The organism is Pseudoduganella sp. RAF19, from assembly GCF_052114165.1.
Lineage (GTDB): Bacteria > Pseudomonadota > Gammaproteobacteria > Burkholderiales > Burkholderiaceae_D > Rugamonas.
On sequence record NZ_JBFREF010000001.1, the window covers coordinates 186950 to 200519 of the forward strand.

Sequence of the window (13570 nt, forward strand, 5' to 3'; positions counted from 1 at the left end):
GTCAGGTTTAAACGCTCAGCGCCAACGCGGCACGGGCGACGGCGGGCGTGATGTCGCGGTGCTCGCCCAGTTTGGTCATGCCGGCGGCTTCCAGCGCCTGAACTGTCGCGTCGATTGCGCTGGCTGCGTCCAGGCCGTAGCCGGACAGGCGCGTCTGCACGCCCATCTGCTCGAAGAAGGCGCGGGTGCGCTCGATGGCCGCGTCGATACGCGCATCTTCCGAACCTTCGCGCAGCCCCCAAACCCGCTCGGCATACTGCAGCAGCTTGCCCCGCTTGGCCTCGCGCTTCACCGACAAAATCCCCGGCAGCACAATCGCCAGCGTTTGCGCGTGATCCAGGCCGAACAGCGCGGTCAGCTCGTGGGCGATCATGTGCGTCGCCCAGTCCTGCGGCACGCCGACACCGATCAGACCATTCAACGCGAGGGTGGCGGTCCACATGATATTGGCACGGATTTCCAGATCTTCCGGCGCCGACAGCACCTGCGGACCTTGTTCGATCAGCGTCAGCAGCAAGCCTTCTGCGAAGCGGTCCTGGACTGGCGCGTTGACCGGGTAGGTCATGTACTGCTCCATCACGTGCACGAAGGCGTCCACCACGCCGTTGCCGACCTGGCGCAGGGGCAGGGTGAAGGTCTTGGACGGGTCCAGCACGGAGAACTGCGGATACACGAATCTGGACGCGAAAGCGCGCTTTTCCCTGGTCGCGGCGCGGGTAATCACGCTGGCGCTGTTCATTTCGGAACCGGTGGCGGGCAGCGTCAGCACCGCGCCGAAAGGCATGGCGCCTTGCACGACTTTGCCGCCGATGGACAGGATATCCCACGGTTCGCCGTCAAATACGGCTGCCGCTGCCACAAATTTGGTGCCGTCAATGACCGAACCGCCGCCAACGGCCAGCAGGTAATCGATTTTCTCGGCCTTGATCAGCGCAACCGCCTGCATCAGCGTTTCATAATGCGGATTCGGTTCGATGCCACCGAATTCGAGGACGGCATGACCGGCCAAAGCGGCCTTCACTTCGTCGTAAGTGCCATTCGCCTTGATGCTGCCGCCGCCGTAGAGCATCAGCACGCGCGCATTGGAGGGAATATGTTTCGCCATGCCGGCGATCTGGCCCGCGCCGAACAGGATTCGGGTGGGATTGTGGTATTCAAAATTGTTCATGCGCCAGATTATACGTGTCGTGCGACATCTTTTCAGGGGGGCAGCTACACTTGAGAAATCCGCGCCGCAGGCAGACAATGCGTGTAACCGCATGCCTAAGGAGACTGGAATGACGCAGGAACACGTTGTCGAACCGCGCGACTATCTGAACGCACAGGTGCTGGACATGCACCGGGCACTGACATCGCTCAGCGAAAAGATAGAGATGCTGGATCTTCAAAACCAGCGCGTCGAAGTCTGTACGGACCCGGAGCTGAAACTGGTGATGGCCAGTCAGCGCGACGGCACGCGCAAGCATATTGCGCAGTTGCTGGAATGGGTACGCCGCCGCGATCCGAAGTTGGATAAGGAAATGAAGGAAGCGCTGTTCAAGGCGGGTCCCATCGCCGCGCAGTTCCACTACGAAGAGTAGGCGGGGCGGTGCGGCGCAATTGAAAGGAAGTTGATGAAGTTGCAGCCGTACCGGGAGGGCAGCTGGTTTGCCATCCCGCTGAGAAACGGCGGATACGCCACCGGTCTGGTGGCCCGCCTGTCGCCACAAGGGAAGGTCATGCTGGCCTACCTGTTCGGTCCCAAGCACTGGACCCTGCCTACCCTGGCAGACGTGCAGGAGCTGAGGGCTGAAGATGCGCTCAAAGTGATCCGCGCCGGTGACGTGGCCGTGTCCAATGGGCGCTGGCCGGTGATCGGGAACCTGGTGAATTTCCGGCGCGAGGATTGGATGTCGCCCATGTTCATCCGCCGAGCCGACGCGCTGAAACGCGCCTGGCAGGCGACGTATTCGGACGATCCGGCCAAGCCGGACCGCGAAATATCGGTGCCCTACGATACGCCGGGGCTCGAAAGCGATTCTTTGTACGGCTACGGTTCTGCCGAGCTGCTGATGACCAAACTACTGGAGTAGGCATCATGTACAGGGGCGGCTGTTTGTGCGGGGCGGTGCGCTATGAAGTGGAAGGCCCGGCCTTCCACAGCACCTTGTGTCATTGCTCAATGTGCCGCCGCGCGGCCGGTGCGCCGGCCGTGGCGTGGTTCAGCGTGCGGCGCTCGGGCTTGCGCTTTGCTGGCGCGCCGGCGTCCTACCAGTCCAGTCCCGGCGTGACGCGGCAGTTCTGTTCGCGCTGCGGCACCCAGCTGACCTTTTCCGACGCCCGCACGCCGGAGGATGTCGACATCACCACCTCCAGCCTGGACGATCCGGAGCAGCTGCCGCCGGAGGATCACACCTTCTCCGAGAACCGTCTGCACTGGATGCAAATGGACGACCAGCTCCCGCGCTACCTGCGCACGCGCGCCGACGGGTCGCTGGAAAGCGCCTGAGAACCCACGGCGTGAATCTGGTGGCAGGCACTCCGTGCCAGCCACCCCTCCCGCGCCGCCGAACAGGTGGTTGGCACGGAGTGCCTGCACCCAGCCTGCGCCGCCGATCAGGTGGTTGGCACGGAGTGCCTGCACCCAGCCTGCGCCGCCGATCAGGTGGCTGGCACGGAGTGCCAGCCACCTGGGCTTACCGGTTTTGCGGGCGGGCCAGCGGCGTGCACGCGGCGGCGCGCGCCATCAGCAGCCCGCGCTCGCGCGCATTCTGCGTCAATTCCGCTGCCCGTTCAAATTCCGTACGCGCTTCGGTCAGCCGTCCCAGTTTGAACAGAAAATCGCCGCGTACGCTGGGCAGCAGGTGATAATTCTTCAGCGCCGGCTCATCGAGCAAGGTATCCGCCAACTCCAGCCCCACCGCCGGCCCGAAAGCCATGGACAGCGCCACCGCGCGGTTCAAATCCACCACCGGAGACGGCTGCAGCGCCGCCAGTCCATCGTACAAAGCTGCGATGCGTTCCCAATTGGTGTCTTCCGCCTTGCGCGCCCGTGCGTGGCAGGCCGCGATGGCTGCCTGCAGCGCATAAGGACCAAGTCCGCGCTCCAGCCGTTCGGCGCGGTCCAGCGCTGCCAGGCCGCGGCGGATCAGCAGCTGATCCCAGCGCGCACGGTCCTGCTCCAGCAAGAGCACGGGATTGCCCTGTGCGTCCGTGCGTGCCCGCGCGCGTGAGGACTGGATTTCCATCAGCGCCACCAGGCCATGCACCTCCGGTTCTCCCGGCGCCAGTTCAGCCAGGATACGTCCCAGGCGCAGCGCTTCCTCGCACAGGGCAGGGCGCATCCAGTCCGCGCCCGCGCTGGCCGAGTAGCCCTCGTTGTAGATCAGATAAAGCACCTGCAGCACGGCTGCCAGACGCTCGACCAGTTCCTGACCGCGTGGCACCTCGAACGGCACCTTCGCCTCGGTCAGCGTGCGCTTGGCGCGCACGATGCGCTGCGCGACCGTCGGCTCGGCCACGAAGAAGGCGCGCGCGATTTCGTCCGTGGTCAGGCCGCCCAGCAGGCGCAGGGTCAGCGCCACACGCGCTTCCATCGACAGCACGGGGTGGCAGGAAATGAAGATCAGGCGCAGCAGGTCATCGCCGATATTGTCGTCCAGCGTGCGCTCCAGATCGGGCGCGGCGTCCTGCAGCAGGCCTTCGATTTCGTAGGTGAGTTCGGGCTCCTTGTCGTGCTTGAGCTTTTGGTGGCGCAGATAGTCGAGGGCCTTGTTCTTCCCGGCCGTCATCAGCCAGGCGGCGGGACGGTCCGGCGTGCCTTGCTCGGGCCAGGTTTCGAGTGCGCTGACGAGAGCCTCCTGCGCCATCTCCTCGGCCAGACCCACGTCGCGCAGCATGCGCGTCAGGACCGCGATGATCTTGGCCGACTCGATGCGCCAGACGGCCTCGATCGCGCGGTGGGTGGCGTCCGCCTTCACAGTGCTACTTTGCGCAGCTCGACTTCCATCGTGCCGACATTCGGGTATGGATAATTCCTGACCCAGGCAATCGCGTCGTCCAGCGCAGGCACGTCGATCAGCCAATAGCCGGCGATGAGTTCCTTGATTTCGGTGAAGGGACCGTCCACGATCTGCGGTTTGCCGCCGTTGATTTTCACGCGCGAGCCTTTGGCGGTGGATTTCAGGCCTTCGCCCGAAATCGCGGTGCCGGCCTCAATCGCGGCGCGGTTGGCGCGGTTCATGATGTCGATCACTTCCGCCGGTGGCGCCAGGTCGGCTTCATTCACTTCATCGGAACGCAGCAGGATGGCAAAACCGGATTTCTTCGGTTTTTCGCCGGTGTCGAAACCGACGCAGCCGCCGGGGCAGCCGGCTTCACGCACTTCCAGCACGGCTTCACCTTCCGCGTCGGCCGTCGGCCACAGGCTGGCGTGGGCTTCGGCGGAGGCACGGTTGGGCGCCTCAACGAAAGTGAAGCCTGCCACGGCCACGTCGTCAAACGGACCTTCGCTGAAGCTCCATTCGCCATCGGTGCGCTTCATGCGCACGGCGCTGGCGCTGTGCTGCAGCCATTTGGCACCGGGAACGGCGGCTTTCAGTTCGGGGGAGGGGAAGTCCGGGGATTCCGACGTGTCGTCGGCACGGCGCAAGATCATGTATTGCATGGCTAATCCTTTAAAGGAAGGCGGACCTTCCGGCCCGCCGACACATTAATGGCGCTGCTGCTCGGCCGCCTTAGCCATGATGCGTTGTTCCTGCTCACGTAGCTCAGGCGTAAATTCGGCACCGAAATCCTCGGCCTCAAACACCTGGCGGATTTCGATGTCGCTGTCGCTCTCCATCGGATTGGGGCAGCGCTTGACCCATTCGATGGCTTCCGCCAGAGACTTTACCTGAATCAGCCAGAAGCCCGCAATCAACTCTTTGGTTTCAGAGAAGGGACCATCGACCACGGTGCGCTTGTTGCCGGAGAAGTGCACCCGCACACCGCGCGAGGACGGGTGCAGGCCTTCGCCCGCCAACAGCACGCCGGCATTGACCAGTTCTTCGTTGTACTTGCCCATGGCGGCCAGCAACTCCGTGCTCGGCATCTTGCCGGCCTCGGACTCCGGCGAGGCTTTCACGATGATCATGAATCGCATGTCGGCACCTTATTTCTGCTGTTCCGGCGCGCAGCCCGGGGTCTGCTTCTTCATTTCTTCCTGCATCTGTTCAGGTGTCATGTCGCGGGTGTGGGTGGCGATGGACCAGTTGTGGCCAAACGGATCGACCAGCTGGCCGTAGCGGTCGCCCCAGAACATGTCGGCAACCGGCATGCGGACGGTGGCGCCGGCGTTGATGGCCTGCTGGAAGGTGGCGTCCACGTCAGGTACGTAGAGGTGCAGGGTGACTGGCGAACCTTTCAGATGTTTTGGGCCGAAGCCGCCGTAGTCGGGGAAGTCGTCGGCCAGCATCAGGGTCGAGTCGCCAATCTTCACGGCGGCGTGCATCAGCTTGCCGCCGGGGCCGGGCATACGGGCGGTTTCGACGGCGTTGAAGGCCTTTTTGTAGAACTCGATCGCTTCAGCAGCGCCCTCGCAGACGATGTGTGGGGTCAGGGAATGCATGCCTTCAGGGATGGGTTTCACGCTCATGTTGATCTCCGTTGAGTTGAGGAAAGGGACGCCTCTTTTTTACGGCATCCATATTCCCACGACGAACGGTCAAACGCCAGATCGACACGACTAGTGAAAATATTTTTGCGTTATGCTCATACGGTTGTACGATGACGTGCATGACGACAACCTCCATTTCTGCCGCCATTGCGGCAACAGCCGCGGCAGCCGCTCTGGCTGCCAGTTCCGCCGCCGCGTCCGGCATCCGCGCTGAGCCTTATGGCGTGACGCCGGCCGGCGCTGCGGTTGAGCGTGTGACCTTGTCCAACGACCGCGGCATGCAGCTCAGCTTCATCGATTATGGCGCGATTCTGGTGTCAGCCACGGTGGCCGATCGCCATGGCAAGCGCGCCAATATCATGCTCGGCGCGCCGGACCTGGCGACCTATATGCGCTCCAACCGCCGCTACGGCGCCGTGATTGGCCGTTACGCGGGCCGCATCGGCAATGCGCAATTCACGCTGGATGGCAAGGCTTACCAGCTCACGCCGAACAGCAAGGGCGTGGCCATCCACGGCGATCCGAACGGCATCGACCGGCGCGTGTGGGCGCGCACGGATTTCGCGGACAGCGAGTCCATTGGCTCGACGTATCGGCTGGTCAGCCCGGATGGCGATCAGGGAATGCCGGGACGAATGGAGTTGGCGGTGACGTATCGGTTGCTGCGGCATCGTGACGAGTTCCGCATCGAATACTTAGCGCGCAGCGATGCGCCGACGGTCGTGAATCTGACCAATCACGCTTACTTCAATCTGGCTGGGGCGGGTGCGCAGGGATTGGCGTCGCACCGCTTCCGGATCGATGCGGACCGCTATATCGCTGCCGACGGCAAAAAGCTGCCGACCGGCGAGTTGCCCAGCGTGGCGGGCACGCCGCTCGATTTCCGCCGGCCAGCCAGCGCGGCCGCGCGCCTGGCCGAGGCTGCGGCATCAGCGGGTACTGGCCAGGGCGGCTTGCTGGGAACGCCGCCGGGCTACGACCACGGGCTGGTGTTTAACAAACCCGCAGGCGCGCTGGCGCGTGTGGCGGTGATCGATGAATCGACGAGTGGACGCCGGATGGAGGTCAGCACGACCGAGCCGTCCGCCCAGCTCTACACGGCCAATAGCTTCGATGGCAGCGAAATGGGCGGGGAGGGCAGGGCGTATGAACGCTACGACGGCTTCGCGTTCGAGACGCAGCACTTTGCGGACAGTCCGAATAAGCCGCAGTTCCCATCGACCGTGCTGCGGCCCGGTCAGGAGTTCCGCTCGGTGACGGTGTTCCGTTTCGGGCTGGCGCCGTAAACCAACGGCGCAAAGGCAGGTGCCTGCCACGATGTGGCAGGCACCAGGTTCACGCCTCGGGTTTTCTTAGTCGTACATCGGGCCTGCCGTGACGAAGGGGCCGCCTTGGAAGATTGAGGTTAAATCGTCCGGCGCAGGGCGCTCGGCGTTGTCCGGGAAGCGGTCCGCGAACTCGGACGAACTGCGCTTCGGCTTGTAGCCCAGGTGCGAAGCCTTGCGGTTATCCCACCAGCGCGTAGCATTGTCCGAAGTGCCAAAGGTGATGGTGTGTCCCACGCGTGGCGTGAACAGGGCGCAGCGCAGCAGTTCCACCAGATCGTCGTACGCCAGATAAGTGGTCATCATGCGCTGATTGCGCGGTTCCGGGAAAGAGGAACCGATGCGCAGGCAAACCGTTTCGATGCCGAAGCGGTCGTAGTAATAGCGCGACAGCGCCTCGCCGAAGCATTTGCTGATGCCATAGAAACCGTCCGGACGCAGCGGCATGTCGGCGTCGACCAGCTGCGTGTTGGGATAGAAGCCCACCGTGTGGCTGGAGCTGGCGTAGATCACGCGCTTCACGCCCGCCTTGTACACCGCCTCATACAGATAGTGCAGGCCGAGGATATTGGCCTGCATGATGGGCTCGAACTTATCCTCCACCGAGATGCCGCCGAAATGCAGCACGGCGTCCACGCCTTCGACCATGGCCAGTACGGCATCGCGGTCGGCCAGATTGCATTGGACGATCTCCTCGCCTTCGTGCGCCGGACCGAGGTCGGCCAGATCGTTCAGGCGTACCACGTCGGCCCAGGGCTTGATGCGCTCGCGCAGGACTTTGCCAAGGCCGCCGGCGGCGCCGGTCAGCAGCAATCGTTTGAAGGGTTTGCTCATGTGGTTTTTCCGTGGTAAGTTAAACGTTTAACCGCAGTATATCGGAAATTTTTGCTGAGTCAATCGCCTTATCTGCATGGTAAGATCGGGTCCCCGATCAAACGATAATAAAAATGAAGAAAACCGTTTCCACGATCCGCGACGTTGCTGCCGCTGCAGGGGTATCCACCGCCACTGTGTCCAAGTTCATCAACGGCACGCAGCGCTTCTCGCCGGCGGTGGAAGCCAAAATCCAGCACGCGATCACGGAACTGGGCTACCGCTCGAATCCGATGGCGCAGTCCATGATCACGGGGAAGACCAAGGCGATCGGCCTGGCCGTGCTGGATATCGCCAACCCGCACTTCTCCAGTGTGGTGAAAGGCGCCAACCGCATCGCGCAAGCCCACGGCTACACGTTGCTGCTGGTGGATGCGGAAGAAAATCCGGGCCGCGAGCGCCAACTGCTGGAAGCGCTGAGCCGCCGTGTGGACGGCATGATCATCTTCACGCGTTTGCAGGAAAGCGAGATGGATTGGCTGGTCAAGCTCAATCATCCGCTGGTCATATTCGGCAAACTGGAACATCTGCAGCTGCCTACCGTCGCCAGCGACGACTTCCGTGGCGGCTACATGGCAGCGCGCCACCTGATTACACAAGGCCACAAACGCTTTGCCTACATGGGTTTCCCCAAATCTCGCCGTAATGCGGAGCGCATGGGCGGTGTGCGCGATTGCCTGCGCGCGCATGGCCTGGAGCTGGCCGAACACGAAGCGGCAGCGCCGTCGGCGGGAGAGGGCGAGCGCCTGTGCTCCTCGATCATGCTGGGTGCCGAGCATCCCGATGCGCTGATCTGCTACAACGACTTGATGGCGCTGGGCTTCATGAAGGCCGCGCAGACACTGGGCTTCCGTCTGCCGGCCGATATCTCGGTGGCGGGCTTCGACAATATCCAGTACGGTAACTACACCTCGCCGGCGCTGACTTCCGTCGACCTGCAAAGCGAGCGTATGGGCATGGCGGCCATGGAGAAGGTCCTCGCCATTATCGATGGCAAAGACGTCGACCGCTATACCGTCATCGACCCGCAGCTGGTGCTGCGCGCATCGACCACTTCCCGCAACTGAGTCAAAACGCTTTACCTTCCTCCAAAATTCTTTTACTATCAAGTTAAACGTTTAACTACGAGCGTAAAAACACGATGAAAATTGGAGACAACAAGCCGCTGGCCGCGATCGTGATCGCATTGGCCTGCGCAGGCGCTCAGGCGCAGACGCAAATCCAGCCGATGAACCGCATCGTGCAGGACAACGCCTACAGCCAGCTGGGCTACTTCTTCGACCGTCTGGTGCAGGAGAAGGACGGCCTGGTGATCGATGGCTATGCACCGTTCAAGAGCGGCGACAAATTCCTGCCCGGGAAGATCGCCGCGGGCCTGGGTTATGTGCTGCTCAATACACCGAAGGATGATCCGCGCCTGGCCCAGCGTCTGGCCGATTACCGCGCTATCGCCGATCTCACCGTCGGCATGGACAATCACACCTGGGGCATCTACTACTACCTCGGTGCGCTGTACCGCCTGAAGCAGGCGGGCTTGCAGGAGCAGGCGGTCAGCCCGGAAACGCTGGCGAAGCTGCGCGAGAAACTGGACTGGCGCCATTTCGTGCGCGTGCCGCAGTGGGAACTGATCGACCTGCCCACGAATTATTTCGGCGTCGCCTTCAGCATCGCGCGACTGCGCATGCTGCTGGGCTGGGAAGACGATAGTGCGTCCAAGGTCCTGCTGGACAAGATGCTCAAGCACTATGCTACATACTCGGGCCAGTATGGCTTCAGCGATGAGACGCCGGGCGAAGGCCGCTTCGACCGCTACAGCATCTTGCTGATCGCCGAGATCTGTGAGCGCTACGTCGAAACGGGCCTGGAAGTGACGCCGGAGCTGAAGGCGCTGCTGCGCAAAGCCGCCACGCTGGCGCTGAACGTCGCCAACGCGGACGGGCAGGGCTTCAGTTTCGGCCGCAGCTTGGGGCCGTATGGCGAGACGGCGATGCTGGAAATTCTCTCGATCTCCGCTTATCTCGGTGTGCTGACGCCGGAAGAGAAGGACTACGCGTACACCATCTCTTCGCGCATTGCCCAGCGCTATATGGAGTTCTGGTACAACCCACAGCTGCGTTCCGTCGATATGTGGAATCAGGGCCGCCGCACCGATGGCTACCGCGGCAAGCACCGCATCCTGGGCGAGAACTTCTCGCTGCTGCATCAGCTGATCTTCACCAATGAGCAGTGGAATATGGCGGGCATGAAGGACAAGGCACCGCGTCAGGATCTGCAAGCCTGGCTGGAGCGCACGCGTCCCCGCTTCAGTCTGACCACCTATGCGAAGGACGAGTACGACCGCGCACTGGCCGTGTATCGCGACAAGAGCCATGTATTCAGCCTGTCCATGATCAACGGCGGCGCCAGCCAGCATGCCAACAGCCCTTACTATCCGCTGCCGTTCTCGCCGCGTATCGTGTCCGGCATCGCCGACAGCGGCGCGGCGCATCCGCAGCTGTTGCCGAAGTTTACGCTGGCCGATGGCGCCGAACTGCTGCCAACCGCGTGGATCAAGGACATTCAGACCGCGCAGAAAGGCCAGCAATATATCGTCAGCTATCATCAGGATGAACTGGATAAGCTGGGCAAGAACGCGCCGCAGAAGGATGGCCGTATCAAGCTGCAAACGGAATACGTGCTGGAGCCGGGCCGCATCGTGCGCAAGGATACCTACACGCCGCAGGGCGAGCAGCAGGTGAAGCGGGTTTCGCTGGAATTTGGCTCTTTCTCGTCGGCCCCGACGGTGCACGGCAATGTGGTGCGGTTCGGCGAAGGCGAAGTGGAGGAATTCAGCGTCGATGGCCTGCAGGAATGCAGCGTGGCGCCAACCACCGCCGACGACAAGTGGAAAGCGCCATACGGCCCGATGAAATCCGTCGTCAGCTGCAGCACCGGCAGCTTCACCATGAACAAGCCGCTGACGATCACCTGGACGATGCGCTACCACTGATGCCACACCTGAAACTCGAGTACAGCGCCAACCTGGAAGCGCATAGCGATATGCCGGCGCTGTGCGCCGCTCTGGGGCGCGCGCTGACGCAGATGCAGGATGGCGACGGGCAGCCCGTATTTCCGCTGCTCGGCACGCGGGTGCTTGCCTATCCTGCCGCGCACTATGCGGTGGCGGACGGCGCGCCGGAACGTGCCTTTCTGTACCTGAACTTGCGCATCACGCCGGGCCGCAGCGGCGAATTGCTGGACCGCGTGGGCGAGGCGCTGATGGACGTGGTGCATGCGCATTGCACGCCGCTGGCAGGTGTCCTGGCGCTGCGCACCACGCTGCACATCGACGAAGGCCGTCCTGTCTACGAAGGCAAGAGATTCTTCTGACGCAGCCAGTCCTGGTTGAACAGGCGGGCGGCGTAGATGCTGCCACGGTCGCACAGCAAGGTGACGATGGTGTGGCCCGGCCCCAGCTGGTGCGCCAGCTCCACGGCGGCAGCCACGTTGATGCCGCTGCTGCCGCCGACATACAGCCCTTCTTCGCGCAGCAGGCGATACACCATGTTCACGCAAGTCTGGTCATCGATGCGCAGCGCGTCGTCGATTGGCGTGCCTTCCAGGTTCGCAGTGACGCGGCTGTTGCCGATGCCCTCCGTAATTGAGCTGCCTTCGCTGGCCAGCTGGCCCGTCTTCAGATAGCTATACAGCGCACTGCCGAAAGGATCGGCAAGCACGATGCGCACGCGCGGCTTCTGTTCCTTCAGATAGCGCGCCACACCGGCCAGCGTGCCGCCGGTGCCCACGGCGCAAGTGAAGGCGTCGATATGGCCGCCGGTGTCGCGCCAGATTTCGGGGCCGGTCGTGGTGTAGTGCGCGTGGCGATTCGCCGTGTTGTCGAACTGCCGGGCCCAGATGGCGCTGGGCAGCTCTTCAGCGACGCGGCTGGCCACCTTCTGGTAATTGTTGGGATTCGCGTAGGGCACAGCGGGAACGGCGCGCACTTCCGCGCCGAGGGTGCGCAGCAGGTCCATCTTTTCCTGCGACTGCGTTTCGGGGATCACGATCACACAGCGGTAGCCGCGCGCCGCGCACAGATGGGCGAGCCCGATGCCGGTGTTGCCTGCCGTGCCTTCGACGACGGTGCCGCCGGGCCGCAGCGAGCCGTCCGCTTCCGCCGCCTGCAGGATGGCGAGGGCGGCGCGGTCCTTGACTGAACCGCCGGGGTTGAGGAATTCCGCCTTGCCCAGAATATTGCAGCCCGTTTCCTCGGACAGTCTGGACAAGCGGATGAGTGGCGTATTGCCGATTGCTTCAGCGAAGCCGTGGCGGATGTTCATAGCGCACCTCCGCCTTCCACTCTAGCACTTCAGGCGCTGGCGGGCAGGGTAATCCTGAATTGGAGGCCGCCGCCTTCGCGGTTCGCCAGATGCAGCTCGGCGCCGTGGCGCTGCAGCACGCGGTCGACAATGGCCAGGCCCAGGCCCGCGCCGTTGGCCTGGCTGCGTGAAGTGTCGAGGCGGGTGAAAGGCTTCAGCAACTGGCCGATCTGCTCTTCAGGTACACCGTTGCCATGGTCCTGCACTTCGAGGATGACGCGCTTGGCAGTGTGCATGCCCTTGGTCGAGCATTTGATGTCCAGTTCCGCCACGTCGGTGCCCGGCGTTTTGCCGTAGCGGCGGGCGTTTTCGATCAGGTTGTTGATCACGCGCTTGAGGTCTGTCGCATTGCCGCGGATGTGGCAGCGTTCGGAAATGTCGGCGTTAATTTTCACATCCTGCAGGCGGCTCGCTTCGTGCACGGTTTCCTGCAGCAGTTCCCCCATGTCCACGTTGATGAAGCTCGATTCCTCGGTCGGCTTCGCGTAGTCGAGGAACTGGGCGATGATGGCGTCCATCTGCGCGATATCGGACTGCATGCCTTCACGCGCTTCGGTCGTCAGGTGCGCCATTTCCACTTCCAGCTGCATGCGCGCCAGCGGGGTGCGCAAGTCGTGCGAGATGCCGGCCAGGATTACCGCGCGGTCGGATTCGACCTGCTGCAGATCGTCGACCATCTGGTTGAAGCTGCGGTTGGCCTGGCGGATTTCCTGCGGACCTTCTTCCGGCAGCGGATCGGGATGGCGGCCTTGTGCAATCTCGCTGGCAGCGGCGGTCAGGCGTTTCAGCGGCAGGTTGATCAGGCTGGAAATCAGCGCCGCACCAAGCAGCGACACCAGCGACACCACGCCGGCCCAGCCCAGCCACTGCACCGGGCCTTGCAGGCGCTCGCGTTCCAGCATCAGCCAGTAGCGGTCGGAATCGATCTTGAAGCTGACCCAGAAACCGGGTACGCCATTCACTTCCGCGGAGAAGCGCGTGTCCGCGCCCAGCTTGGCCTGCACGATGGCGGCGATATCGGGCATGAGGCCATTATCGGGCGGCGGATCGACTTCGTCCGAGTCCTCCATCGGGAACACACGGATACCTTCGTTGGACACCAGCTCGAACAGCAGTTCGCGCCGCAGATCGGGCGCGGAGTGGGTCAGGGCGGCACGCGTGATGGTGACCACCGAGATCACCTGTGCCGCCGTCTGCTGCGCCTGCGGCTCGCGCTGGACGAGCGAAATCATGCCCACCCAGGCGGACATACTCAGCGTGGTCAACACGCTGAGCAACAGGAAGGTACGCCAGAACAGACCGCTGCGGAACCAGTTCAGGCGGGAGAGGCGGGAAGTCATCGAATGTGATCCGGGCGATGATCCGCGTCGTAGGGCGGA

General features: G+C 63.0%; 15 protein-coding genes. 7 read left to right on the forward strand and 8 right to left on the reverse strand.

From position 1 onward, the window contains the following. Positions 1-7 precede the first annotated feature (7 nt). A complete protein-coding gene (locus tag AB4Z19_RS00895; protein WP_442033937.1) occupies positions 8-1168 on the reverse strand; it encodes an iron-containing alcohol dehydrogenase in 1161 nt (386 codons plus the stop codon). Positions 1169-1277: 109 nt separating this feature from the next. Between AB4Z19_RS00895 and AB4Z19_RS00900 the strand changes: the two genes are divergently transcribed. The 3 genes from AB4Z19_RS00900 to AB4Z19_RS00910 are packed head-to-tail and all read left to right on the forward strand — an operon-like array spanning position 1278 to position 2488. Further along, positions 1278-1580: a ferritin family protein gene (locus AB4Z19_RS00900; RefSeq protein ID WP_442033939.1), complete on the forward strand. Its 303-nt coding sequence runs from the start codon at positions 1278-1280 to the stop codon at positions 1578-1580. Between the two features lie 33 nt (positions 1581-1613). Next, entirely contained in the window at positions 1614-2072 is a 459-nt protein-coding gene (locus tag AB4Z19_RS00905) for an immunity 26/phosphotriesterase HocA family protein (protein WP_442021875.1), read from the forward strand. Positions 2073-2077: 5 nt separating this feature from the next. Then, positions 2078-2488 carry a GFA family protein gene (locus AB4Z19_RS00910; protein ID WP_442033941.1) on the forward strand — a complete coding sequence of 137 codons (411 nt, stop codon included), beginning with the start codon at positions 2078-2080 and terminating at the stop codon, positions 2486-2488. Positions 2489-2675: 187 nt separating this feature from the next. Here AB4Z19_RS00910 and AB4Z19_RS00915 read toward each other — a convergent pair whose 3' ends face one another. From AB4Z19_RS00915 to AB4Z19_RS00930, 4 genes are read right to left on the reverse strand one after another with little or no spacing between them, the layout of a single operon-like run. Continuing rightward, positions 2676-3959 carry an RNA polymerase sigma factor gene (locus tag AB4Z19_RS00915; protein WP_442021871.1) on the reverse strand — a complete coding sequence of 428 codons (1284 nt, stop codon included), beginning with the start codon at positions 3957-3959 and terminating at the stop codon, positions 2676-2678. Beyond that, positions 3956-4645, reverse strand: coding sequence for a YciI family protein (locus AB4Z19_RS00920; RefSeq protein ID WP_442021869.1), 690 nt, complete (start codon positions 4643-4645; stop codon positions 3956-3958). The genes AB4Z19_RS00915 and AB4Z19_RS00920 overlap by 4 nt, the downstream gene beginning before the upstream one ends. A 45-nt stretch (positions 4646-4690) precedes the next feature. Continuing rightward, positions 4691-5122, reverse strand: a complete 432-nt coding sequence (locus tag AB4Z19_RS00925) for a YciI family protein (RefSeq protein ID WP_442021867.1) — start codon at positions 5120-5122, stop codon at positions 4691-4693. Positions 5123-5131: 9 nt separating this feature from the next. Continuing rightward, the gene (locus tag AB4Z19_RS00930) at positions 5132-5614 is read right to left on the reverse strand and encodes a VOC family protein (RefSeq protein WP_442021865.1); all 483 of its coding nucleotides are present in this window, start codon (positions 5612-5614) and stop codon (positions 5132-5134) included. A 140-nt stretch (positions 5615-5754) separates the two neighbouring features. On the opposite strand from AB4Z19_RS00930, the gene AB4Z19_RS00935 reads away from it, so the two are divergent. Next, positions 5755-6921 carry an aldose epimerase family protein gene (locus AB4Z19_RS00935; protein WP_442033943.1) on the forward strand — a complete coding sequence of 389 codons (1167 nt, stop codon included), beginning with the start codon at positions 5755-5757 and terminating at the stop codon, positions 6919-6921. Positions 6922-6987: 66 nt separating this feature from the next. Here the strand turns inward: AB4Z19_RS00935 and AB4Z19_RS00940 are convergent, their stop codons facing one another. Beyond that, positions 6988-7794, reverse strand: coding sequence for an NAD-dependent epimerase/dehydratase family protein (locus AB4Z19_RS00940; RefSeq protein WP_442021861.1), 807 nt, complete (start codon positions 7792-7794; stop codon positions 6988-6990). A 113-nt stretch (positions 7795-7907) separates the two neighbouring features. On the opposite strand from AB4Z19_RS00940, the gene AB4Z19_RS00945 reads away from it, so the two are divergent. The 3 genes from AB4Z19_RS00945 to AB4Z19_RS00955 all read left to right on the forward strand — a co-directional run bounded on the left by AB4Z19_RS00945 (position 7908) and on the right by AB4Z19_RS00955 (position 11202). Beyond that, positions 7908-8900, forward strand: a complete 993-nt coding sequence (locus tag AB4Z19_RS00945) for a LacI family DNA-binding transcriptional regulator (protein WP_442033945.1) — start codon at positions 7908-7910, stop codon at positions 8898-8900. Positions 8901-8974: 74 nt separating this feature from the next. Then, positions 8975-10822, forward strand: coding sequence for a hypothetical protein (locus tag AB4Z19_RS00950; protein ID WP_442021857.1), 1848 nt, complete (start codon positions 8975-8977; stop codon positions 10820-10822). Then, positions 10822-11202 carry a 5-carboxymethyl-2-hydroxymuconate isomerase gene (locus AB4Z19_RS00955; protein ID WP_442021855.1) on the forward strand — a complete coding sequence of 127 codons (381 nt, stop codon included), beginning with the start codon at positions 10822-10824 and terminating at the stop codon, positions 11200-11202. Before AB4Z19_RS00950 ends, AB4Z19_RS00955 begins: the two co-directional genes overlap by 1 nt. Here the strand turns inward: AB4Z19_RS00955 and AB4Z19_RS00960 are convergent. Together AB4Z19_RS00960 and AB4Z19_RS00965 are read right to left on the reverse strand one after the other, a co-directional pair. Continuing rightward, on the reverse strand, positions 11178-12152 hold the full coding sequence (locus tag AB4Z19_RS00960) for a cysteine synthase A (RefSeq protein ID WP_442021853.1): 975 nt from the start codon (positions 12150-12152) through the stop codon (positions 11178-11180). The two genes, AB4Z19_RS00955 and AB4Z19_RS00960, sit on opposite strands and share 25 nt — an antisense overlap. A 29-nt stretch (positions 12153-12181) precedes the next feature. Beyond that, a complete protein-coding gene (locus AB4Z19_RS00965; protein ID WP_442021850.1) occupies positions 12182-13531 on the reverse strand; it encodes an ATP-binding protein in 1350 nt (449 codons plus the stop codon). Between the last annotated feature and the right edge of the window lie 39 nt (positions 13532-13570).